Source organism: Sphingobacterium cellulitidis, from assembly GCF_043187465.1.
GTDB classification, from domain to species: Bacteria; Bacteroidota; Bacteroidia; order Sphingobacteriales; family Sphingobacteriaceae; genus Sphingobacterium; species Sphingobacterium cellulitidis.
On record NZ_CP171136.1, the window covers coordinates 2,699,483 to 2,724,647 of the forward strand.

Sequence of the window (25,165 nt, forward strand, 5' to 3'; positions counted from 1 at the left end):
CTATCGTTTTTTATTCTTTCTAGTCATTCTTGCCTTTTCCCCACTTCCATAATTATAGGTCTTGCTATTGCTTTCCTTCTTTTTATGGAATGCTCCCCCACGGCTTTCATCAACTTCAACTTTACCCTTTGCATTTGCCGAAGCTTGATAAATCGTCAAATCTTCTGGCAAGGGCATCACTGGAATTTTCTTTCCTAAACTTTGCTCTATCTTCTTAATTTCCGGAAGCTCAATATCTGTGGCAAAGGTAATCGCAATACTTTCTTCTTCTCCATTCTTAAGGACATGTTGTATAAAAGCATCTCTGTTCTCAGGAACTTCAAAATGGAAAATAAATGGAATTCCATCCAAATCAATAGCTTCCAATCCTTCATTCGCAATGATTAGAATTCTACAGTCTGTTTTTTGCCTGAAAATACTGATATCATCAATTCCATAGTCATCATGGAAAAGAGGCTGGTAAATTGCTGCCACACCTTTTTTGGCATGTAGTCTTTCCAATAAATTATGAGCCGTATGTTTGGTATTTACAAAAACAACAACCTTATCAAAAACCTCCTCATCCGACATCAAATCATTCAGCAGGTTTATCTTCGTCGTAAAATTAGGAACCTGATAAAGCATCAGCTCATGGGTATCAAAATTATTCTCACCAAGCTCCTCCACCTCAATAACTGTTGCAAATGGCATGAAATCATCAATCATTAGATGTAATTTTTCATGCTCTACCGTACTAAAGGCAAGGTATTGCACTTTCCCACAGCTCTGTGCCAACTCACGTACATTGGTTTGCATCCCTTGTTTTACAATCTCTTCAGCATCATCAATAATAAAAGTCTCAATTCGATTTAGGTTAAGGCCTAACTTCAGATACACCGCACGAGCACGGCTAGGCGTCGCAACCACAATATCAACCCCCCGAACAAGATCCTCAATCTCCTCCTCCATTGCACCACTCGCTTTAAGGCCCATGATATGCAAGTTCTTATTATTGCTGATTTTATAAAATTGATCTACAATCTCATTAATACGTTCTTCATTCGGCGCCAAGACTAATATCTTTGGTGCTTCATCATCAGTGTACTTCAACCGCATCAAAACCCCTAGAATATAGGTCGTCGTCTTCCCTGCCCCTTCAGGCGCAATACCAATAAGGCTATGCCCACCCACAATACGTGATAGGGTTTTCAACTGGAATTCCTTGGCAATAAAATATCCCAATTGATTCATGGAGTTATAAAGACGCTTGCTGAGTTTTAATTTATCTAGAGACACTGCTGAATATTTAAATGAATTATAAAGCTACAAAGTTAGTTAAATTATTGTCAGCATAAGGCATTAGCCTACAAATAGCCGATCCGGAGACGAATTGACCTGAAAACTATCCCTCCCTAAAACCCCGTCAGCGTTTTCAAGAACCCCGTAGGGGTGACATATTTGTAGAAAATAACATTCATCAACGTACAGCCCCAGCGGGGCGACATATTTGTAGGAAAGAACATTCACCAACATACAGCCCCAGAGGGGCGACATGTTTGTATATATCGCCTAAAATAGATTCCTCATCTTCGATTCGGAATGACAATCTAATAATTACATTAGGTTGAGGTGAAAAGAAGGTTCTTCGGCGATGCCGAAGAACCTTCTTTTCACCTCAACCCTGACACAATTTTTCTGTCATTCTGAGCGTAGCGAAGAATCTATTTTATCCAACTATGGGTAGGTGGCGTATCGCATGCGCCCTTTTTATATCCCACCTATTTGTTCATATCCCTACCACAAACCCGTCAGCGTTTTCAAGAACCCCAGAGGGGTTCCATATTAGTAACCCGATAATATAAATGAATAGCCCCGCCCATATGCAATCGCTAAAGCGATTGCATATGGGCGGGGCTTATTTCCTATACCCTCCTTTTACTAACATTAAACTCCTCTGGAGTTTTTATCTCCGCCCTGCATAATCAAACCCCGTAGGGGTGACATATGTGTAGCCAGAAATGTGTTTACAGACGTACAGCCCCAGAGGGGCGGCATGTTTGTTTCTAGCCAGCCTAACCCGCCCTTACAAAACGTTTCATTTTTTCGATAGGCATTTCGTCCTGCATTATCAAACCCCGTAGGGGTGACATATTTGTAGAAAAGAACATTCACCATCATACAGCCCCAGAGGGGCGGCATGTTTGTATATATCGCCTAAAATAGATTCCTCATCTTCGATTCGGAATGACAATCTAATAATTACATTAGGTTAAGGTGAAAAGAAGGTTCTTCGGCGATGCCGAAGAACCTTCTTTTCACCTCAACCCTGACAAAATTTTTCTGTCTTTCTGAGCGCAGCGAAGAATCTATTTTATCCAACTTTGGGTACGGGCGTATCGCATACGCCCTTTTTATATCCCACCTATTTGTTCATATCCATAGCCTACAAACCCGTCAGCCTTTTCAAGAACCCCAGAGGGGTTCCATATTAGTAACCCGATACTATAAATAGATTGCCCCGCCCATATGCAATCGCTAAAGCGATTGCATATGGGCGGGGCTTTTTTCGTATACACTCCTATTACTAATATTAAACTCCTCTGGAGTTTTTATCTCCGTCCTGCATTATCAAACCCCGTAGGGGTGACATATTTGTAGCAAAGAACATTCACCAACGTACAGCCCCAGAGGGGCGACATGTTTGTATATATCGCCTAAAATAGATTCCTCATCTTCGATTCGGAATGACAATCTAATAATTACATTAGGTTGAGGTGAGAAAAAGGTTCTTCGGCGATGCCGAAGAATCTTTTTCTCACCTCAACCCTGACACAATTTTTCTGTCATTCTGAGCGTAGCGAAGAATCTATTTTATCCAATTATGGGTAGGGGCGTATCGCATACGCCCTTTTAATATTTCACATATTTGTCCATATCCATAGCCTACAAACCCGTCAGCGTTTTCAAGAACCCCAGCGGGGTTCAATATTAGTAACCCAATAATATTAATAGATTGCCCCGCCCACATGCATTCGCTAAAGCGAATGCATGTGGGCGGGGCTTATTTCCTATACCCTCCTATTACTAATATTAAACTCCTCTGGAGTTTTTATCTCCGCAACCCATTAAGGGTTGAACGGCGAAGAATCTATTTTATCCAACTATGGGTAGGGGCGTATCGCATACGCCCTTATTAAATTTCACATTTTCAGCAGGGGCTATTTCCTATACCCCTGTTATTTCGTCAACAACTTATTATTAAAAGCTTTATTAAAGAATAGCAATAAATTTGGCGCTTTATTTTCAGCTAATTTAAAAGGTTGGGATAGCCTAAAATTATCCCACGTCTTATAATCATCAGGCTTCATTTTACTTCGTCGCGCATCAACCAATTCTCTAAATACTTCCCTTGGCGGAGCATCATCATTATCGCCTTTTAATACATCCCAATAACGAGCCGACATGTCTCTATATGATGGAGCTAATGCAAATGGCCCATTAAGATTAGGTAAAGGAAGATTAAAGGTATTACTATATTTTACAGCATTAATCCTTTTATAATTCCCCGCCTCATCTCTTTCTTTTAATCCAAATTGAACCTTGATTCCAGTTGCAAAATCATCATCTTCAGTATGATAGGAAACAACTTCTGATTCATACCATAATACTTTCTTTTCATCAAGAGACCATTTTTTAGCCTCTTCCTCCGCTTGCGAACTCATGCTAGTATTTTCAGAGAGCCTACCTGGAGTCAGATTCCAAAATTCATTCCCTGGACCATGGAGTTTTTCATTCAATAAGTGAAGACGTCCATAGGTAGTGCTATAGTTTTCAAGCTTGGTAATTTTTGATTTCCAACCTTTAACATCTATCGTTGGTCTGGAACCTTTGGTATTCCCTGCTTTAGAAGTTAATGGATCAGCGATCACTTTCCCTGCTTTATCACCATGAGGAATATAACTTACCTCAGTCAAAGGAATATTATATTTTACCATGCCTACCCCAATTATTACTAAATGAGGAACTATTTCTTTGAAGTATTTGTTCAAATCTGATTCTAATTTGGACTTATCTTCCGCATCTTTAATTTTTGCTTTAGTGGTATTTATTTTAGCGAATATTTTCCTGGCTTCAGCTAATGATTTTGATTTCTTTTTATCAGGATTACTTTTTAATTCTTCTTCCTTTTTGTCGAATAATGCCTTTATACTCATCACTTCACTAGCCACCATTAATTCTGCACTTTCCTCAGTGCCACTAAAGAAGATAGCATGTGATTCTCCTTCAATCTCGAATTCTTCCCTAAGACCTAGCCAGCCTTTTACTGCATCTACAGCTTTTCTACCCTTCTCCACCAACCAATCTCCAGCTGCCAACAACTTATCTAGCAGCCAGTCCACCTTCTCATCAATCCATTTATTAGCTTTATCGGCAATTTCCTTTAACTTCTTACCAATCTTACTGGACAATACTTGGTTCGCCAGGAATTCCATTAGCAGTGGTAAGGCATTCTTCAGGTTATTCTCAAATTTCAATGCTGCATTTGCAAAGGTACCGGCCATCACATCGGCCACATTATCCAATACATTCTCAACCAATTCTAGAATCTCTTTGGCTTTTTCTATTGCCGTTTCTACGGCATTGTAAAATGCAACTATCGAATTCACAACAGCCATCACCCCAGTCGGATCAAGCATACTGATTAGCTTCTCACTTACTTTATTGATGATATTAGAAACCAACCAATCAATGGCTGAGTCGATAAAGGTCTGCAGTAATTCTGCTCCTTTATCTCTTATCATCTGGATGATTTCATCTAGACTATGTTCATGTAGGGCAACAATCCATTCCCAGGCTTTCGCTGCGCCACGAGAGATACGACCAACCCATTTCTTCACCTTATCTGATACCTCTTTGCCGCGTTTTTTCTCTATACTCTTGTAAACCTTCTCCATTCCAAAGGAGAAAATACTTCCCAGCATTTTAAAGATTTCGGAGAAACTAAAAGCTTGAGGAATGTAAATCGGACTATCCTTGGCAGCATCAAACAACCATGTAGTAAAACCATCTTTTAAATGAGTCCACTTGCGCTCAAAGAATCCTAAAAACCCTAGTTTTACCGTAGTGAGCATATTGACAAAGAAGACCTTTGGTTTCTCAATAATGGTATCAAATACCTCAAATGCTTTATTGAAAACTTTTACGGCTAAATCCTTAGGGAACTTAAGTGCTTCCAATAATAAATTGAAAACCTCCCAAAGAGCACCCATCACATCGCCATGTACGAACATCATTTCTAAAATGTGCATGGTCTTCTTCTGCATGGTTGCCCAGGCTCCTTCTACATCTTTAATATCTTTTAATAATGGAATATATTTAAAGACATATTTCACAAAAAAGGCAATTATTTTATCGCGGATACATTTTGGAATCCGGTGAAACCAATCGTCCAAAATCAAGAAGGCAAGCTTCAAATAATCGGTCATTGCTTGTCCCACCTTGGTCAATACATTGAAGATAGGTTGAAGGAAGGCTTTGATCCGTGTGAATGCTGATTCTAGACTGTTAATCAAATTATTCAGTTGAACATTTGCCCAAGCTTCCATTTCTTCGACCTTCTCGGTTATCCAATTGACTGCCGAGTTAATAGCTGATAAAAATAAGGAGCTCATATCTCGAGGTATGGATTGTAAGGTAGCCACAGCTGTAATCAATGCCGAACTTATTACTGCGACTTTCGCCTTCAAGAAGTTGCTTATTGTTAGTATTGCTGCATTTAATTGTGGAACTATTACTCCTTGAAATAATCCTCTTTCTTTAATAATCGCATCGCGATCAATTAGGTATCGCCGAATTTGAGAAGCAGCATAGATTATTCCGGTTAATGTGGCTCCAGCAATGATAAAAGGTCCTGCTGGGGAGAGCATCAGGATAATTCCGCCTAAGACCATCAACTTGGTTTTATAAGGTTCTAGTTTTTGCTTAACCTCTTCCCATAGACTAAGAATTTTGCTTTTTACCTGTTCCCATAAGCTATTCTGATCATCACCTTCAAAGCCAATCGCCTGTGCAAACCAATGCCATAGATCCGCATAAAAGTCAATAACGGTTTTAATATGATTCCAAATCTTATCGGCAACCCACTTAATGCTATCCCAGATTTTACCAAATATGCGGGATACAAAATCCCAAATTGGCTTACCGATATCATTCCAGACGAAATCAATAAAGCTCTTTATAGGTGCTAAAAACTCTTTTAATTTTTCCAATGCCGGGTCTGCAACTCCTTCCAGAATTTTCTGGATAAAATCCGTTGCTTCCACGAATGGCGTACAGTCGCCCTGCTTCAATCTCTCAATGGCGGTTACCAACCAAACCTTAAACATGGCAAAATTGGACCTCACCATCGCTATTATGGAGGCTCCCAGTCGAATTGGTTCCGCAAAAGTATCTATGGTAGCATTGACAAATGCGGATACCTTCTCTTTTGCCCAAGTTAAAAATCCCTTATTGCGGAAAATATCATAAATCTCAGGTGAGGCTTCCCGCAGCAAATCCCAAATCGCTTCTTTAGCCTGACTTAATAGAAAGCCATCCTCTTCATCTTGTTTGGCAATTTTCTTATTTGTAGAACTAATACCAATTCCTGGAGCGGCTTGGTTTACTTTATTGGCAGAGGCTCCTGCTGCAGCTGCTTTCTTTTGTTGCACCTGCTTTGGTTGAACCCCTGTTTGTTGAAGGGTATGCGTTAATTCATGCGCCAAAAGATGTCGACCAGCCGGACTATTGAAATCAAATTTCCCCGTATTGAAGTAAATATCATTTCCATAGGCGAATGCCTGCGCGTTCAATTCCTTGCTCATTTGAACCGCATTACTATGATCATGAATCCGCACTTTTGAAAAATCTACCCCAAAAGAGCTTTCCATCTGTTTGAGGATATGATCCGGCAATGGTCTTCCAGAGTTTCTTGAATTTGCTAGCCTTTGCTCTATACTCTGATTATTGGAAAATATGGATGATGCACTGGAATTTACCTTCCTTTGTATAGTATCCTCTTTCTCAGATTGTAGGGGTTTTGTTTCATGACTTACATTGCGATGTTGAAGATTCTGGAGCTCATGTTGTTGAATTTGTTGATTGCGGAGCACCCGACGGTTTCGCAAACGTAATTTACTGGCCTGCCTCCTATTATCTTCCACTGGCGCCGTACTTTGCCCCTCCTGAACCATAGACTGATTTCGCAATTCCTTTCGGCCAACTTTATTCGTGTTTCGAAGCGTTTTATCTTCCTCTTCTTCTTTCAGCCGAACGTTTTCATGTTCTTGTGCCTTTCGTTGCACCTTCTCTTCCTTCTCACATGAATCACATTTTTTCTGAACCAATGGAGAAATAGAAGAACCAATAGATTCACTTCCTTGCTTATCATTTCGCTTTTCTTCCATTTTCTGTACAACGCGATCTGCAGTCGTATCAGCTTCTTTTTCATAATGATCATTGGCAGAACCAACATTCAATTTGGTCTGTACAAAGAAGGCATTGCTTTCCTGTTTTCTCTGGAAAAAGGCGGCATGTTTTGGGCTGTCACTAAAAAAAGAAGAGTCTCCTCCCTTTGAAAAGAAGGAAGTTCTGGATTTGGCAGGACTTGCCACTGATTTAACTTCAGCAGCTTTCATAAGCGAATCGTTAGTTCATCCCCTAAATTTCAATAGGAACCTTAAATTTATCAATAGCTAGAAATAGTCAATTTCCCCTCATCACTCCCTTCTTCTCAGCAGTCGATTTATATCATCCATAGAATAATCGTCTCTTCCGCGGATTCGGATGGGTTTAATTACCTGGTCGTTTTTCAGTCTATAATATGTTGATTTACTAATTTTTAAAAGTTTAATTAAGTCATCGGAATCGAGCAGTTTATGATTATCTGCCATAGTTTTTAGGGGGTTGTTGTGGGAATCGAGTAAGGAGGAGCTTTTCAAAAATTCGTGCTGTGTTCTGGAGATCTCGGTATGGTCGAGCATAGTTTCATACATTTTCTCCAGCAATCTTCGCACCCTCAAAAATTCATTAAAATTTGTCTTGGACGGATCGGACTTCATATATATGGTATTGAAAATAATCAAATCTTCATCCCCTGCACATTTTCTCTGTCACCCAAATTTAACCTTTAATTAAATTTTTAATAAGACATTTATATTAAGAAATCTAAAGTATTATGTTAACTAATTACAATAATCTACCTGAAATAGATCAAGATATAAAATCAGAACTATTAGTTAAAGCATTGAATTAACTCTTATTAGTTTGTTAAAAATGATAAGCATTTTAAGATGCAATTGATTTAGTCAAACATGAAAATAGATTAATATTCTAATTCAATATTTATTCTTTTTTCATAATAACCAAATTCATAAATGCAGCGCACCTACTCCACATTTCAGTCGGACCTTCTTCGAAAAAATTCGAACAAGATCCGAAGGAGGTCCGGAGAAAGTGCGGCTGAGATCTGGTAAATCCCATAATTTAAGCCCTATTCCGGCCGAATAAATCCAAATATATTCCTGAAAAATAAATTGTAATAGAAAGTTGATCAATGAAAAAACAACTCATTCAGAAGGTGATCTTACTTTATTAAAAACTTACTTAATCCTATTTTAAAAGGATATAAAAGAGTAATAAACTGAATAAAAACAGTTGATTGACTTACTTATACCAAGATGCTGAAAATCCCGTCTTCATTAGGTATCAAAAGACAGAAAATCAATGTTTAAACATGAATTGAGCGCGTTTAAAGAGAGTTTTAAAGCTCAGTCTTTTTAAAACATTTAAGAAAGGTATCTGTTGTTTTTTTAAAGGAAATGAAAATGATTTTAAAATTAAAATGATAAAGAGATGAGTATGTTAGAAGATTTAAAATTAAAGAAAGACTTAATTATTGCAAATTTTAAGGAAGCGGCGAATGATGGATATGATCATTCCATTGAATCTGCTGGAAAGAAAGGACTTCGTTCTGGTCGGGTTTCAGAATTGACAGCAATTGCAGATTTAAAGCCTGGAGGCGGGGAACGATTAAAGAAAATAATGGAGATAGCTGATGGGAACCTTGGTGGTGCAACCCGCGTCGGAACATTACATGACCTTCGCATCGTGCTTTTAGATAACGATACTAAAATTTTGTTTTGTACTGCTTATGATGGGGATTGGGATGCCTATATAGATGATTTTGCCACCAAAATCCCTGAATTAATGGATATTATCTTTGGCAATGTAGAAGGCTGGCCTGGCATTAAAGACCCCAGTGTCAAACAATTTATTATTGACCATCAAATTACAGCAACCGGATGGTATGTTGGGGTTCCACATTTGACGGTAAATGATATTCGCCGACAAGATAAAATTGTAAGTGGCCTAAACAAAGTTATTGATGAGGCAAATAAAAGTTAGACTATGGCATTCGAGTTATTAAAAAGGATATTCAATCCCAATAAGGTTGAAATAGAGCTAGATGATATTCAATCCATGATCTTAAGGAGTCGACCTATTCCCTACTATGGAACTATGGCGGCCATAAAAATCAAGTCTGCAGCATCGGGAAAAGACATGATTAAAGCTGTTTTGCCTTTGGTTCATTCTGCGCAAGATTGGGATAAGAATGAGGGTGCAACGGTTTTCCTCACCCTTACTTACAAGGGATTGGAGGCTTTAGGTTTAGATAAATCTTCATTGGATTCTTTTCCAGAATCCTTTAAGGAAGGTATGGCTGCTCGCGCTAAATTCCTAAAAGATGAGGGTGTAAATGATCCAAAACATTGGGAAAAAGCTTTTAAACAGGAGATCCATGTTGCAGCTGCTGTCATTGCAGATTCTAAGGAGGCTTGGCAAGATTTATTGAATCAGTTCAGACAAGAATTGGAAGGGAATACAGGCATTGAAGTGTTGTTTCAACATGATTTTGGAGCAACCGAGGAGGTAAAAAATGTATTTGGTTTTCGGGATGGGATTAGTAATCCTGAAATCGAAGGTTCCGGTATTGATATGCCAGCAAGTTATGATCGTCCAATTAAAGCAGGTGAATTTATTTTGGGATACCCTGGCGAGGCAGGAGTAATCGCGCCATTTCCACAGCCCGAGATATTAGGTAAAAATGGATCTTTTTTAGCCGTTCGGAAATACCAAAGTCAGGTGGCTGAATTCAATAAATTCATCCAAGAAAACAGTAATAGTCCTGAAGAAGGAGAACTGTTGGCAGCAAAAATGGTAGGCCGCTGGCGAAGTGGAGCTCCATTGGTATTAAGCCCTGAAAGTGATGACCAGGCTTTGGGAGAAAATGCAAATAAGAACAATGATTTTTCCTTTAAGGATGATGAATATGGGAAAAAATGTCCCTTTTCATCCCATATTAGGCGCATGAACCCTCGGGACTCTAAAAACTTCGTCATGGAAGATGTTCGCTTACATCGCATTATCCGAAAGAGCGTAACATTTGGAGATATTGTTGCTCCCGATATCATCAAGAATGATGGTAAGGAAAGAGGCCAATATTTTTTAGCGATCAGTGCAAACGCCATGGGAACCATGGAATTTCTGCAGGCGCAATGGGTAAATGATGGAAATTCTCAAAACCTAGGAACTGAAAGGGATCCTTTAATTTCGGTTCAAAAAGATGGTCTTTTCACTGTCCCGGCAGATCCAATGGTAAAAAGATATCACAATCTTCAAACTTATAATATTGTCAAAGGTGGTGAATATTGCTTTATTCCAAGTCTTTCTGCATTAAAATGGATTAGTGAGCTTCCATAATTCCATTTGATCACAATGCCTAATAACAACTATTAGTAATAATTAATTACACAAACTATGAACAAGGAATATATTCAGTATAAACCTGAACTCGAGGAAATTCCAGAGAATTTCAAAGAGTACATGGCAACGATAAACAATGATATTCAAAATTATATAAAGGAAACCAAGACCTTAAGTCATATTAACCACTACACTAGAGATGCACATGCCAACGGATATGCAGCATTAAAAGCAGAATTTGAGATTTTGTCTGGTTTACCTTCAGAATTGGCCCAAGGAATTTATGCACAACCGGGCAAACATGAAGCAGTCATTCGTTTTTCCAATGGCTCCTCGCGTGTGCTACCAGATAAACTAAGTGGAAATGCCCAAGGAATGGCTATTAAGGTATTTGATATTCCTGGGAAGAAGCTTGCACCAAATGAGGAAGATTCCCCAAATATGGATTATAACTTGATTAATAATCCTGTATTCTTTTGTAATACTGCTGAGCATTATGTTTTTATCTCAAAGTTATTCCTAAAGTTGACTGATTTTTTTGAAAAAGGAGCCTTAGGGAAATTGGAGTTTGCTGCATTATGGGCTACAGAAAACAAAAAAGCGTTTCCAAATTGGGAAGCATTAAAGGAATTAAATGCATTGAAAACTTTTGAAAAAATCCCAGCAATCAACAGTTTTTTATATGAATTTTATAGTATGGGAGCCGTACGTCATGGGGATTATATGGGCAAAATCCGAGTGATACCAACCGCAGAAACCCGTAGTAAAATTCAAGACAGAGAGGTAGATATAGAATCAGAAGATTGGCCATATCGTTCAGCAATAATAAAGGAAATTGCAAAACATGAATTAACATTTGAGCTTCAAATTCAATTATGTTCAGATTTGGACAAATTACCAATTAACGATTTGACAGTTGAATGGGATCAGAACATTGCCCCTTTTCAAACAGTAGCAAAGATTACTATTTTCAAACAGGAAGTACCTGCAGACGGAAATTTCGAAGTTATGGAAAACCTATCCTTCACCCCATTTAGAACAATCGAAGAAAATTGCCCTATTGGAAATTTACAACGCACCCGACAACAGGCCTATGTAACATCTTCGAATAGTAGACACAATCTAAACCATAAAAAGAAAATAGAACCCAAGAACCTCAAGGAGGCATTCGACCCTAATACTTACAATAAATAGGATATAAACGCGATACTGAGATATCGCGTTTATTATTGAATTTTACTAATTCCATAAAAGAAATATAAATTTGAAGGAATTTATAGAATATAAAATTTATTGAATTATGATAAAAATATATCACAATAATAGATGTAGCAAAAGTAGGGCTGCCTATCAGCTTTTAGAAGAAAATCATGCAGAATTTGAAGTTCAGGAATATTTAAAAGAGGTACCTACAATAAAAGAGCTTCAGGATATATTAAGCATGTTAAAGATGAAGCCATTGGACCTTATTCGCAAAACGGAAACAATATTCAAAGAAAAATATAGTGGAAAGGATTTAACAGATGCAGAGTGGATAGATATTATGGTTGAAAATCCAATTCTAATAGAAAGACCCATAGTCATTAAAGACGGTAAAGCAGCCATTGGCAGACCTATTGAAAATATTATTGATTTACTGAAGGACCCAAAATAGTTGTATTCTATAAATTACCTTAAAACAGGTATTTCTAATTATCAATGAATGCTTTAGCTTTGAAGTAGTGAAAAGAAAAAAGGCATTCATTGCCACAATACAATTAGGATAGAAAATGAAAATGCCTGACCGTAATGGTCAGGCATTTTTTTATGATAGTCGTTTTGGATATTATTTATCCAAATCTCTTAACCAAGTTTGAACTTCTTCACGGGTCTTTCCAGTTTTTTTCTGAAGTTTACCATAAAGTTCATCCTCTTTTCCTTCAACATACAATAAATCGTCATCCGTTAGATCCGCATATTGTTGTTTTACTTTTCCTTTTAAAATATTCCATCTTCCTTTTAAATCTAAAGAATCCATTTTTTTATGTTTTTAATAGTGAATAAATATGTGTGTATAATGACAACAATGAAAAACGTATTTGGTTTGAATTAATTTGATTTTTATTGAAAAACGGATAATTATGATTTAAAAACAGCTCCAATTATAAAAATTGAAGCTGTCAATTATTTAGACCTATCACCTATTTCTGCCTTAAGGTAATTTGTCAATACTAATTAATCAAGATGCCTTTGCGAGCTTATCCAAAATAGTAAGTATTCATAGGCTGAACACTTGGGTTTTGAAATAGTTCGATTAAATAGTTCTAAATTTTTTAATGTTAAATAGCAGTAATTCTTTATTATGATGACATCTCCCAAATCCCAGTTTTTTTCATAACTTAAAGGAGATATTAGCCATTAACATGGAATATATCGCTTCTTTTAATAATAAAGAATTGATGAATATATTATTGAAAAAAGTCAAAATTAACTCAATATCACATCATGAAGAAAAAACCTTTTTTCATAAAAGCTGATAAAATATTATATAACGGATTGTTGCTGGACTCCAAATTGGAATTAAAATTTGTTCTCATGATTGAAGAGTATTGTGCCTATATGCGAGAGCCAATTGCTATTAATTACCGAAAGAATTCACTAACGATAACTGAAATATATGGCGATGGATGTGTTCGATATAAACCGGATTTTTTAGTTAGGAAATTCAGTAATGCTAAGGCAACATTGATTGAAATAAAAAACAGTAATTCCAGAAATAATAAGATTGTTATTGAAAAACAAAGGGCTGCTGAGAACTATAAAAAGGTAAAAAACAAAGATTGGGCCTATATTATCTTAGATGAGACCGAAATAAAATTAAAGCCGGAGAAACAAGCCATTTATGATAAAATAATAGAAGAATACCCTGAAATTAAAGCCAAAATTTCATACCTGAAGTATATTTATAAGAACGACCCTATTAAAAGAAAAAATATTGAAGGTCGTAGATATCCCTATTTCAATCTTCAAAATTTAGAAGATAATGATTATAAAACTTTCCTATTCAAAGGCATCCTTCCTGAATCAAAAAATAATTAGAAATATTTTAAAGTAAAAACAGTTTTGATTCGTCATTGTCTGTATGGACGAGGCACAGCTAGAACACATGTCGGAAAAAAATGCCAAATCATTTACGGAGGTCGTCAAAACATATGGCGGTCAATTGCTGCGTTTTGTCAAGTCACGCGTACAAAAGACAGCGGATGCGGAAGATATTTTGCAAGAAGTTTGGTATCAATTCTCTAGGGTCACCAATATTGATGATCTAGGGAATGCTGGCGCCTGGTTATATTCCGTAACACGCAATAAAATTACCGATAGTTACCGCAAGAAGAAAAATGAATCGCTCGATGAGCTCACAGAAGGGAGCGACGAGGACTCCTTCCCTATTGCACATCTATTGGTCGCAGATGAAACCGATAATCCCGAACTCAAAATGTTTAAGGATATATTTTGGGATGAATTAATGAAAGCACTCGAGGAATTGCCAGAGAAACAAAGAAAGGTCTTTATCATGAATGAAATTGAAGAAATGACCTTACAGGAAATTGCCAATCTTGAAAATGAAAACCTCAAAACGATTATTAGCCGAAAAAGCTATGCCGTAAAGCATTTACGCTTGAGGTTACGTGGTTTATATAATGAATTAAAATCTTAAAAATATTAGTGATGAATAACGATATGCATAAAAAAAGAAAGGTTAAAAAAATCTTTAAGGTTTTTGCAATTGCCATATTATTCTTTTTGGTCATTGGCCTACTTCAATTCCTTTGGAATCATCTGATGCCAGAGATCTTTGGTTTGAAAAGCATCAGCTATTGGCAAGCCTTGGGCTTGTTTGTATTGTCCAAATTATTATTTGGTCGGGGTTTTGGCAAACCAGGTCCGGGATTTGGACGCCGGATGCGACCGCATGATATGGAAAACTCTAACCTTAGCGAGGAAGAACGCGAGCGATTTCGCGAGGAATGGAAAAAACGCTTTAATTCTAGATGTGGTTTTTAGGCTGGAAAAAATAAATTGAAATTTTTCAAAATAATTTAAGGTAAAAGGATGCTGTCCAACGTCTACAACATCAAAGGCCTTTACAAGATTTAAAAAAATAAAAACATGAAAAATAAAATTCAATTTATAATTCCAAAGTTACTCGTAGCAACAGCAATGGTAGGAATAGCAACATTATTAATTGGAACAATCTTTAAGATTCTATTGGTGACAACGATCTTATTTTCAATAGGAACCTTAATTTATTCCAAAGTTCAAAATCGTCGCTTCAAATCGGATAACCCTTATATGATGGATCCATATGATACAAGACCCTATCTATCCGAGAAAAGAAATGCGATTGTTCCAGTGACTTATGTCAACAATACGCGTAAAGCAACTATTGTCCCTATTTACTAATATCAAAAAATTAAAGAAATGTTTAGAAGAGAAGAATATAATCAATCCGCAGAAGCACAAAACAATCAATGCAGAAGCCATTTTAGAAGGAAATTTAGCCGTTTACAGAACCATTTGTTCCAAGAAGGCAGTCCATTCAATCGCGGTAATAAAACCAATATTCCGGTGAATATCGCAGAAAACGAGGAGTTTTATCAGGTACAGGTATTTGCTGCTGGTCGTAAGAAGGAACAATTTCAAGTTAATATTACCGATCAATTGTTAAAAATATCATGCAAGGCCGCAGAACTAGAGCCTGGATTGAAATACATTTATCAAGAGCAGCAATTGGGTGAATTTGAAAGGGCATTCCAATTACAAGATGAGGTGTTATTGGATAATGTGCATGCAAGTTTTGAAGATGGTATTTTAACCGTGATTTTACAAAAAGATCCAAGTAAGGTTAAACCTGCGCAAGAGGTGCATGTGTCTTAAGACAGGGATACATCCATTGTAATAAAAAAGGCGGACTATGGTCCGCCTTTTTTTGTGGGACGAGGAAACCAGAGGGGTTGTTAAAACGCTGGCGAAATGCCTATCGGATAAATGAAACGTTTTGTAAGGGCGGATTGCATACGCCCTACAAATATGCCGAATATTAAAAGGGCGTATGCGATACGCCCCTACCCATAGTTGAATAAAATGGATTCTTCGCTACGCTCAGAATGACAGAAAAATTGGGTCAGGGTTGAGGTGGAAAAAATGTTCTTCGGCGTTGCCTAAGAACATTTTTTCCACCTCAACCAAATGTAATTATATGATTGTTATTCCGAATCGAAGATGAGGAATCTATTTTTTAGAGACTTGAATGACAAATATGCCGCCCGGATGGGGCTGTACGTTGGCAATTATTTTTTGCTACAAATATGTCACCCCTACGGGGTTTGATAATGCAAAGCGGAGATAAAAACTCCAGAGGAGTTTAATGTTAGTAATAGGAGCTGTAAAATGAGATAAGCCCCGACCAAACGCAATCGCTAAAGCGATTGCGTTTGGTCGGGGCTATTTGTTAATACTATCGGGTTACTAATATTGAACCCCTCTGGGGTTCTTAAAACGCTGGCGGGTTTTGGTGTGGATATGAACTAATATGCCGAATATTAAAAGGGCGTATGCGATACGCCCCTACCCATGGTTGATAAAAATGGATTCTTCGCTACGCTCAGAATGACAGAAAAATTGTGTCAGGGTTGAGGTGAAAAAAAGATTCTTCGGCAATGCCGAAGAATCTTTTTTTCACCTCAACCAAATGTAATTATATGATTGTCATTCCGAATCGAAGATGAGGAATCTATTTTTTAGGGACTTCAATGACAAATATGTCACCCCTACGGAGTTTCAAAATGCAAAGCGGTGAAAAAAACTCCAGAGGAGTTTAATGTTAGTAATAGAAAGTGTAAAATGAGATAAGCCCCGACCAAACGCAATCGCTTTAGCGATTGCGTTTGGTCGGGGCTATTCGTTAATACTATCGGTTTACTAATATTGAACCCCTCTGGGGTTCTTAAAACGCTGACGGGTTTTGGTGTGGATATGAACTAATATGCCGAATATAAAAAGGGCGTATGCGATACGCCCCTACCCATAGTTGATAAAAATGGATTCTTCGCTACGCTCAGAATGACAGAAAAATTGTGTCAGGGTTGAGGTGAAAAAAAGATTCTTCTGCATTGCCGAAGAATTTTTTTTCACCTCAACCAAATGTAATTATATGATTGTCATTCCGAATCGAAGATGAGGAATCTATTTTTTAGAGACTTGAATTACAAACATGCCACCCCTCTGGGGTTCTTAAAACGCTGGCGGGTTTTTGAAACGACTGTAGGGGCGGATTGCATACGCCCTTTTTTATTTTATTGCCCACGCCTTTCAATATTATATCGCATTGTTAATTCAGCAGAAATGAATTATATTAGGCCATCAATTATCAATCATACATGCTAGAAAGTTATAGGCCAGGGAAACATCTTTTATTGACATTACAGGTGAATGATCCTAAATTATTATGTGATTTAGAGGGTTTCCTACAGTTTACACAGGAAAAGTTGGATCAATATGACCTGAAAATGGTTGGTTGTTCCTCGCATAGCTTTGATGGTGGTGGATTTACTGCTGCAGTTTGTTTGATGGAATCCCATATCTGTGTGCATACTTGGCCAGAATTTAATCAACTAACTCTTGATGTTTACTTATGTAATTACCTAAAGGATAATTCTGAAAAAGTATTGGATTTAGGAAAGGAATACAAGACATTTTTTGAATCGACTGTTTTAACCGAAACCTTAGTTAATCGTTAATGATGGAAATAAAATGCTCCAAATGTTCCCATAACCAAAAGTTTCCAGTCGAAGTATTTGACTATACAGGTTATGTATGTCCGAGCTGTCATTCCTATTTTGTAGGTGATGATAAAGATACCTGGGTATTTAAGAAACAATTTTCAGCCAATCAGAAAACGGTCTGGGCAGAATTGAGTGAGATAATTGATGTTGGAAATAAAAAACCCTGTATTATCACCATTATTCAGCGGAAAAGTCAGAATGGTGTTGGCAATGAATATGTTTGTTTAAATAAGGATGATAAAGATATTTTCTTTAGTGATGGCGGTGGTTATTACTGTACCTTAGAACAAATCGATCCAGCGAGTGTCCGGATTAAACCTGATTCGGTAAGCCATAATAATCAAAACTATTCTTTTGAAGAGACCGTAAAGCAAAAGGTAATTTATGCGGAAGGATTTGTATTTGAGGATCTTGAAAATGAATCTGAGGCCAGCACTTATGCCCATACATTCAAAGAATTAGATTTTTTCTCTATTGAAACCATTGATGGGGAGCAGGAATGTTATAAAGGAACCTATTGGGATAGGACGAGTTATTTAAACTTATTTCAAAAATCACGACGTTATTTAGAGCGAACAAAAAAATTTGGCAATCAATTTATACTGTCCATATTGCCATTATTGATATTACCATACTTTATTTATTCCTATATCAACGAGCCTCAAAAGCAGATTCAGCATATTGAATTCAACGAAACGTTTACTTCTAAATCTTCCAGTAACTCGTTTATTTCCACGCCATTTGAATTAAAAGGAACGGTAAAAAAGCATTTAGTATATGAAGGCTTTTCCATTCCAAGTCATTCAGGATCAATGTTGACAATAAGTTTGGTCAATGAAAACAACAATGCTGTTACCAGTTTAAGACCAATAGTTCATGTTGCGAATCCCCAGAATTTAGCAAATGTTATTGATATAGATTTTTGTAAAGTTCTACCGGGGCGATATCATTTCGTTTTTGAAACGGGCGAATTGGAAACTGAAGTCACGGAATTTAAGCTAGAAGAACAGATAAAATTAAAATATGGGGGCTATAGTAATACCCCATTAATCTTTTTATATATCATCTATATCATTGGTATAGGAATTTATGGTGCAATCTTATTTTCGGCGAATGAAAAGGGAAAAACTGGGGTTGATGATAAATCCACGGCCTATGGCATCCTCTTTAAATCAGGCTTTTTTATTTTTAGTATAGTAGGATTAGCATTAATTTTTGGGTTAAAATATATTGAGGACCAGCAAAGCTGTGAATCAACTATCAAAATTGATACTCAGGTGGATCATACAGGTACAGGGTCCAGCAGAATATATCGAAGGTCAAACTTTTTCATTGGAAATCATAAATAGAACAAACATGAATTACGATTATTTTTTCAAAGGCATTGCTGCCTCGGTAATATATTCTTTCATTGGAATTATTATCTTATTATTAGCTTATCTGGTGATTGAGAAATTAACTCCTGAGAAGTCATGGCAAGAGATAGTAAAGAATCAAAATGTGGCCTTAGCCATAGTTTTTGCAAGTTTTATCCTTGGGATTTCCATAATTATTGCAGCTTCCATTCATGGATAAAAAGAAAAATCTGTCAATCTTCTTATTGATAGCAGTTTTCATCATTTCCATTTGCGGATTGGTATATGAACTGGTAGCAGGGGCATTAGCGAGTTATTTATTAGGAGATTCAGTAAAACAATTTTCTTTTATTATCGGCACCTACCTTTTTTCAATGGGTGTCGGTTCCTACTTAGCCAAATTCATTCAAAAAAACTTATTTGATAAGTTTATTGAAATTGAATTATTGATTGGTGTGATCGGTGGAACGAGTTCTGTGCTATTGTTTTTATTATTCCAGCAGGTAGAGCATTTTCAATTTATCCTTTATTTTATTGTTTTTCTAACCGGCTGTTTATGTGGAATGGAAATTCCATTATTGATGAATATCTTAAAGGATCGGGTTCAATTTAAGGACCTAGTTTCCAATGTATTTGCCTTTGATTATATCGGTGCTTTAATTGCTTCCGTTCTTTTCCCAATTTTGTTGATTCCAAAACTTGGAGTTATGGGGACTTCCCTACTTTTCGGCATTATCAACATCTTAGTAGGAATATTCCTAGCCTTTTATCTCAGCAAGTTTTTGAAAAACCCTACCCTGATGAAGGTAAAGGCTATCGTTTGTTTCTTGTTTTTGTGTGTTGTTTTCGCTTATTCAGATAATCTATTGAATTATTCTGAGAATCAGTTATATGGAAATAACATTATTTATAAGCATACGACAAATTATCAACGGATTGTATTAACGAATTCAGGAAAGGATTATCAATTATTTTTGAACAACAATTTACAGTTCAACAGTAAGGATGAATACCGTTATCATGAGAGTTTGGTTCATCCGGCAATGTCCATTTCCCGCAATCCCAAAAACATCTTGATCTTGGGCGGTGGCGATGGATTGGCAGCACGAGAAGTTCTTAAGTATGGCGAAGTTGAAAAAGTAACATTGGTAGATTTGGATGAAGGAATGACCCAATTATTCCAGACCAATGAAATCCTACGAAAAATGAATGCCAATGCCTTAAATAGTAAGAAAGTCGAGGTCATCAACCAAGATGCTTTTATATGGTTAAAGGATCAAAATCAACAATATGATGTTATAATAATAGATTTTCCGGATCCATCAAATTACAGTTTAGGAAAACTATATACTACGGCATTTTATAAACGTCTAAGGACTTTGATGAGTCCGGAGGCTCTAATTTCTGTTCAAACGACCTCTCCGTATTATGCACCGAAATCCTATTGGTGTGTACATGCGACGATTGCTTCAATATTTCCCAACCCTCAAGCCTACCATGCCTATGTTCCATCCTTTGGAGAATGGGGATTTTGTTTATTTTCCCCAGATTCGAGTATAGATTTTACGCGTGTAGAGCAAAAAGTGGAAGGATTAAAGTTTTATGATTATAAGTTTGAAAAGCTAACAGATTTTGCGGGTGATATGGGAAAAAGAGAGGTAGAAATCAATCGATTAGACAATCAGATATTAGTGCGATACTTTGATGAGGAATGGGGTAAAATATAATTGGAGTAGGCGTCACTTTCTAAAGGCAAGTTTTATTTTCGGTCTTACCGCTACTTTTATTCAATCTTGCAAACAGAAAGCGAATGGATTATTCCTGAGACTTACAGGAACCAACCATATTTTAGGTCATCGTTTGCGTTTTCCAGATTTTCCAAAGCCCAGCGAAGAGGTCCATGTTCCTGTATTAATATTAGGAGCTGGAATATCCGGACTATCGGCAGGCTATCAATTAAAGGAATCTGGTTTTTCGGACTTCATGATTTTAGAAATGGAGGAACAAGCTGGCGGGAACTCCCGTTCGGGGGAAAATCAATACTCAAAATATCCCTTAGGAGCACATTATCTTCCGATTCCAAATGCTTCAAATCAGGAAATCTATCAATTTTTGGAAAAAGTAGGAATAGTTGTTGGGTGGACCAATGATGGGAAACCTATTTTTGACGAGGAACAGCTTAGTTTTGCGCCACAGTCAAGGTTATTCATCAAAAATTATTGGCAAGAAGGGTCTGTCCCAGAATATAGTTTAAATCCAGATGAGCAGGAGGAATTTAAGCGGTTCTTTCAACAAATGGATACCTTTAGTAAACAGAAAGGAAAGGATGGAAAATTCATCTTTGATATCCCCACTATTTTTGCGTCTCAAGCACATGATTTAGTGGATTTAGATATGCTAAGCATGGAAAAATGGATGCAGGAACAAGCTTACACTTCTGAGAACCTCTACCAATATGTCAATTACTGCTGTCGCGATGATTTTGGAACGGGGATTAAAAACAGTTCAGCATTTGCAGGAATCCATTATTTTTCGAGCCGGAAGCATGATTATTATCCAGATCAGGAAGAGGTCTTAACCTGGCAGGAAGGAAATTCAAGGTTAGCAAAGCATCTAGCAAGTTTTATTCAGGATAAGATTCAATGTGGATGGTTGGCATATAAGGTTGATTACACAGGAAATCAAGTAAAAGTTTATGCTTTTAATTCAAAGACGGGTAAATCTACGTTATTTTTTGTAGACCGATTATTGAGTGCATGTCCACAGTTTGTCAATCAGTATTTAATACCAGGGCGGAAGGAGTTGAGTAAATTATGTCAATATGCCCCTTGGATAACCGCTACCATCACGCTAAAGAAATTTCCTCTATCCATTGGTTCAGATTTATCATGGGATAATATCATCCATGGCGGAAAAGGACTAGGCTATATTTACGATCAACATCAAAGTTTAGGTCAATTCAAATCACCTTTTGTCATCACTTACTATCATAGTTTGGATTCAAGAGATTTGAAATCCGAGCGGCAAAAACTATATGAATGGTCAGAGGTACAATGGAAGGACTTTATTTTAGAAGACTTAAATAAGGCTCATTATGGGATCGCTGCTGAAGTGGAGACGATGGAGATTTTCAGGCTTGGACATGGGATGATCAGCCCAGTTCCGGGTTTTATTAGTTCCTCTGCGAGGAAGCAATTGGAGCGAACTATTGAATCCAAAGTATTTTTCGCACATTCAGATTTATCAGGAATTTCCATCTTTGAGGAGGCCTTTTACCGAGGGACCTTTGCTGCAAAGGAAATTTTAGAAACATTGCGATAATTAATATTCACCTAACATTAGAATAACAGTACAAGGTTAATTTTAGCTTTTGAATAGGAAAGTAAAATTAGCAGAATGAAACGTATACTTAAGCTATATTATGAGAACAAGGTTTTTTATATCAGTTTTCTGCTTTGGTTATTTGTTGTAAGTTCATTAATTTTCTCCTTTTCGAAGCAGGAATCATTTATATTTTTCAATTCTAAGCATTCCTTATTTTTCGATTACTTTTTTACGGTCATCACTCAATTTGGGGATGGGATTTTTGTAGTTGCCTTAGCTTTACTTTGTTTTTTCCTGTGGTCTAGGCGATTAGGAGTTGCAATGGCAGCCACTTATATAGGTTCTGGTTTAATCTGTTCTTTATTAAAGAGATCTTTTCAAACCAATCGTCCTGGATTTTATCTTCAAGATGATCCCCTATTTCATTCCCTATCGTGGATGCCGATGTCCTATCATAATGCCTTTCCATCGGGGCATACCACCTCGGCCTTTGCATTAGCAACCTGCATAGCTGTTTTTTCGAAGCGTAAATCCTTAGGCGTCATCGCATTTGTATTTGCCTGTCTAACAGGATATTCAAGGATCTACTTAGGGCAGCATTTTCTGGATGACGTTTGGTTTGGGTCGATTTTAGGTGTAGGATTCAGCAGTTTATATGCTTTATTACTGAGCTACTTTACTGAACATCGATTCAGTTTATCGCAATTACCTACAAATTTCAGGATTTAGGCTATGTGGAAAATTGCATTGAGTGCAGCTAAATTTGCGGCTGTTGGTTTATTGGGAATGTCCATAGACTTTTTCTTCACTTGGCTGTGCAAGGAAAAATTCAAGATTAATAAGTTCGTAGCCAATGGGATTGGTTTTACAGTTGCTGTCATCAACAATTATATCCTCAACCGAATCTGGACCTTTTCCAGCAAGGATCCTCAAATAATTGGTCAATTTCTTTATTTCCTAGGAATCAGTTGTATAGGTTTAGCTTTAAATACAGGCTTTCTATATCTTTTTCATCAGAAGCTGAAGCTCAATTTTTATCTCAGCAAGCTTATGGCCATAGGAATGGTTTTTATATGGAATTTTTCGGCAAATTTAATTTTCACATTTGGCCATGGTAAATGAATATAGGCTGAAATTAAGATGGCTGATTGTGGTGGCGACGATCATCCGCTGTTTATTTGCCAATTTTATAGAATTGGGAAATGATGAAGTTTATTATTTCACCTATGCCCAACATTTGGATTGGAACCATTTTGACCATCCGCCCATGGTTGGATTGTTAATTCGATTTTTCACATTAAACCTCTATTGGCTGAATGATTTTTCCATGCGTTTTGGCGCCATTATTATGGCGGCCTTCAATACCTGGCTAATTGCATCCATAGCTCGACAATTAATGAGCGAACGGGCAGGATTAATTGCAGCGGTACTCTATACTGCATCCTTATACTCCAGCATTATTTCAGGCTTATTTATCCTTCCAGATTCAATTGCCAATACCTTTTGGATTGCCAGTTTATACAGTATGCTCTGTATAGTGATGAAGGAGTCCAACGAGAAGCAAAATGCTCAGTTCTTATTATTGGGATTATGGATTGGATTAGCTTGTATGAGCAAGGTCCATTCTATTTTCTTATGGTTTGGATTTATTGGATATATCCTATTTTTTCAAAGGCAATTATTAAAAAATAAGTTCCTTTACTTTTCCATTCTCATCAGTTTAATCTGTATACTACCGATCTGGCTATGGAATGAGTATTATCAATATATCACCTGGAAATTTCACAGTCAAAGAGTAAGCCTAATCGAATCTGGAATTCGATTGGATTTCTTTTCTCAGGCATTCTTTGGGCAGATATTCTACAATAACCCTTTGTTGGTTTATCTCTATATTATTGTGCTAATCCAATTAACCCGCAATAAGTTTAAAATCTATGGGATATCCAATCATATTGTTTACCTGCTATTATTTTGTTCCATACCAATTATCTTGGCAACCACTGGAGTTTCATTTTTCAGGCAAGCTCTCCCCCACTGGTCTGGCCCTGGTTTTTTCGGATTGATGATTATTTCAGCTTTATGGATTGATTATCGGTTAGATTTGAATAATATCCCCAGGCTTCGGAGGTTATTGAATATGCAATTGGGATTTACTTTTTCGATAATGTTATTTGCAGTACTACTGATTCATTGGTTTCCAGGAAATTTGTTTTCAAATGCGGATAAACAGCATTTAGGCCAGGGAGATGTTACCTTGGATATGTTGGGATGGAAAGACTTCAAAACCCAATTTGAACAAATTAGAGCAAGGGATATAGAAAATAATTCCATGAAATCCACGGATGCTATCCTAGTACATAATTGGTTTCCTGCAGGACATCTATATTATTATGTTGCGATGCCCTTAGACATGCGATTGATTGCAGAAGGTAAACTTACCGATATACACAAATTTGCATGGCTAAATTTAGCCCAACAACCACTAAAAATTGGGGAGGATGCTTATTATATTAGTCCGTCCAATAATTTTATTGACCCTAATAATCTTTATGCGGACCTATTTAAGGAAATTAAACTAAGAAAGGTATTGGAGCAGCATCGAGGAAATAAAATAGTTAGGTATTGGAACATCTATCAATTGAAGAGTGCTAAAGTTACTATTGGTAACAAGCACCCATTAGCCTATCAGGAGTAATGAAATAACATCCACACAATATTTAAACAATTCGTTTTCAGTGTTTTAAATTATTGTTCTCATAAAAAAAGAGGTTGTCCTAGGACAACCTCTACAGTTTAAATATAAAGATTTAATTGTTTTCTCTAAACTTAACTAAAAATAATTTAATAAGAAATAAAAACATACTTAAAAAAATTAAATAA

Annotated in this window: 20 protein-coding genes; 17 read left to right on the forward strand and 3 right to left on the reverse strand. The window is 36.8% G+C overall.

Annotated elements, in window-relative coordinates; translation table 11 throughout:
* Entirely contained in the window at window positions 1–1,275 is a 1,275-nt protein-coding gene (locus ACF3OC_RS11950; protein WP_094256768.1) for a DEAD/DEAH box helicase, read from the reverse strand.
* Between the two features lie 1,940 nt (window positions 1,276–3,215).
* Window positions 3,216–7,655: a DUF4157 domain-containing protein gene (locus ACF3OC_RS11955; protein ID WP_094256770.1), complete on the reverse strand. Its 4,440-nt coding sequence runs from the start codon at window positions 7,653–7,655 to the stop codon at window positions 3,216–3,218.
* Window positions 7,656–8,871: 1,216 nt separating this feature from the next.
* Here ACF3OC_RS11955 and ACF3OC_RS11960 point away from each other — a divergent pair.
* The 4 genes from ACF3OC_RS11960 to arsC all read left to right on the forward strand — a co-directional run bounded on the left by ACF3OC_RS11960 (window position 8,872) and on the right by arsC (window position 12,436).
* Window positions 8,872–9,423 (forward strand): hypothetical protein, encoded by a 552-nt coding sequence (locus tag ACF3OC_RS11960; RefSeq protein ID WP_094258892.1) that lies wholly within the window; start codon window positions 8,872–8,874, stop codon window positions 9,421–9,423.
* Between the two features lie 3 nt (window positions 9,424–9,426).
* Complete coding sequence (locus ACF3OC_RS11965) at window positions 9,427–10,779, forward strand: Dyp-type peroxidase (RefSeq protein WP_094258893.1); 1,353 nt, start codon at window positions 9,427–9,429, stop codon at window positions 10,777–10,779.
* Window positions 10,780–10,836: 57 nt separating this feature from the next.
* Window positions 10,837–11,976: a catalase family protein gene (locus ACF3OC_RS11970; protein ID WP_094258894.1), complete on the forward strand. Its 1,140-nt coding sequence runs from the start codon at window positions 10,837–10,839 to the stop codon at window positions 11,974–11,976.
* 106 nt (window positions 11,977–12,082) lie between these two features.
* Entirely contained in the window at window positions 12,083–12,436 is a 354-nt protein-coding gene (arsC, locus tag ACF3OC_RS11975) for an arsenate reductase (glutaredoxin) (RefSeq protein WP_094258895.1), read from the forward strand.
* A 171-nt stretch (window positions 12,437–12,607) separates the two neighbouring features.
* On the opposite strand, the gene ACF3OC_RS11980 is transcribed toward arsC, so the two are convergent.
* Complete coding sequence (locus ACF3OC_RS11980; RefSeq protein WP_093097249.1) at window positions 12,608–12,799, reverse strand: CsbD family protein; 192 nt, start codon at window positions 12,797–12,799, stop codon at window positions 12,608–12,610.
* Window positions 12,800–13,266: 467 nt separating this feature from the next.
* On the opposite strand from ACF3OC_RS11980, the gene ACF3OC_RS11985 reads away from it, so the two are divergent.
* The 13 genes from ACF3OC_RS11985 (at window position 13,267) to ACF3OC_RS12045 (ending at window position 24,980) form a co-directional block, all read left to right on the forward strand.
* Complete coding sequence (locus tag ACF3OC_RS11985; RefSeq protein ID WP_094258896.1) at window positions 13,267–13,860, forward strand: hypothetical protein; 594 nt, start codon at window positions 13,267–13,269, stop codon at window positions 13,858–13,860.
* Between the two features lie 67 nt (window positions 13,861–13,927).
* Window positions 13,928–14,479, forward strand: a complete 552-nt coding sequence (locus ACF3OC_RS11990) for an RNA polymerase sigma factor (RefSeq protein WP_094258918.1) — start codon at window positions 13,928–13,930, stop codon at window positions 14,477–14,479.
* 11 nt (window positions 14,480–14,490) lie between these two features.
* Entirely contained in the window at window positions 14,491–14,826 is a 336-nt protein-coding gene (locus ACF3OC_RS11995) for a hypothetical protein (RefSeq protein WP_094258897.1), read from the forward strand.
* Window positions 14,827–14,931: 105 nt separating this feature from the next.
* Window positions 14,932–15,225, forward strand: coding sequence for a hypothetical protein (locus tag ACF3OC_RS12000; RefSeq protein WP_094258898.1), 294 nt, complete (start codon window positions 14,932–14,934; stop codon window positions 15,223–15,225).
* 18 nt (window positions 15,226–15,243) lie between these two features.
* The gene (locus ACF3OC_RS12005; RefSeq protein WP_094258899.1) at window positions 15,244–15,699 is read left to right on the forward strand and encodes an Hsp20/alpha crystallin family protein; all 456 of its coding nucleotides are present in this window, start codon (window positions 15,244–15,246) and stop codon (window positions 15,697–15,699) included.
* A gap of 1,502 nt (window positions 15,700–17,201) precedes the next feature.
* A complete protein-coding gene (locus ACF3OC_RS12010; RefSeq protein WP_094258900.1) occupies window positions 17,202–17,561 on the forward strand; it encodes an S-adenosylmethionine decarboxylase family protein in 360 nt (119 codons plus the stop codon).
* The gene (locus ACF3OC_RS12015) at window positions 17,561–18,955 is read left to right on the forward strand and encodes a hypothetical protein (protein ID WP_094258901.1); all 1,395 of its coding nucleotides are present in this window, start codon (window positions 17,561–17,563) and stop codon (window positions 18,953–18,955) included. Before ACF3OC_RS12010 ends, ACF3OC_RS12015 begins: the two co-directional genes overlap by 1 nt.
* A 7-nt stretch (window positions 18,956–18,962) precedes the next feature.
* Window positions 18,963–19,181, forward strand: coding sequence for a DUF350 domain-containing protein (locus ACF3OC_RS12020; RefSeq protein ID WP_094258902.1), 219 nt, complete (start codon window positions 18,963–18,965; stop codon window positions 19,179–19,181).
* Entirely contained in the window at window positions 19,174–20,688 is a 1,515-nt protein-coding gene (locus tag ACF3OC_RS12025; protein ID WP_094258903.1) for a polyamine aminopropyltransferase, read from the forward strand. Before ACF3OC_RS12020 ends, ACF3OC_RS12025 begins: the two co-directional genes overlap by 8 nt.
* The gene (locus ACF3OC_RS12030) at window positions 20,666–22,282 is read left to right on the forward strand and encodes an FAD-dependent oxidoreductase (RefSeq protein ID WP_094258904.1); all 1,617 of its coding nucleotides are present in this window, start codon (window positions 20,666–20,668) and stop codon (window positions 22,280–22,282) included. The genes ACF3OC_RS12025 and ACF3OC_RS12030 overlap by 23 nt, the downstream gene beginning before the upstream one ends.
* 75 nt (window positions 22,283–22,357) lie before the next feature.
* Window positions 22,358–23,014 (forward strand): phosphatase PAP2 family protein, encoded by a 657-nt coding sequence (locus ACF3OC_RS12035; RefSeq protein WP_094258905.1) that lies wholly within the window; start codon window positions 22,358–22,360, stop codon window positions 23,012–23,014.
* 3 nt (window positions 23,015–23,017) lie between these two features.
* Window positions 23,018–23,407 (forward strand): GtrA family protein, encoded by a 390-nt coding sequence (locus tag ACF3OC_RS12040; RefSeq protein ID WP_094258919.1) that lies wholly within the window; start codon window positions 23,018–23,020, stop codon window positions 23,405–23,407.
* Window positions 23,397–24,980, forward strand: a complete 1,584-nt coding sequence (locus ACF3OC_RS12045) for a glycosyltransferase family 39 protein (RefSeq protein WP_188713451.1) — start codon at window positions 23,397–23,399, stop codon at window positions 24,978–24,980. The genes ACF3OC_RS12040 and ACF3OC_RS12045 overlap by 11 nt, the downstream gene beginning before the upstream one ends.
* Window positions 24,981–25,165 lie beyond the last annotated feature (185 nt).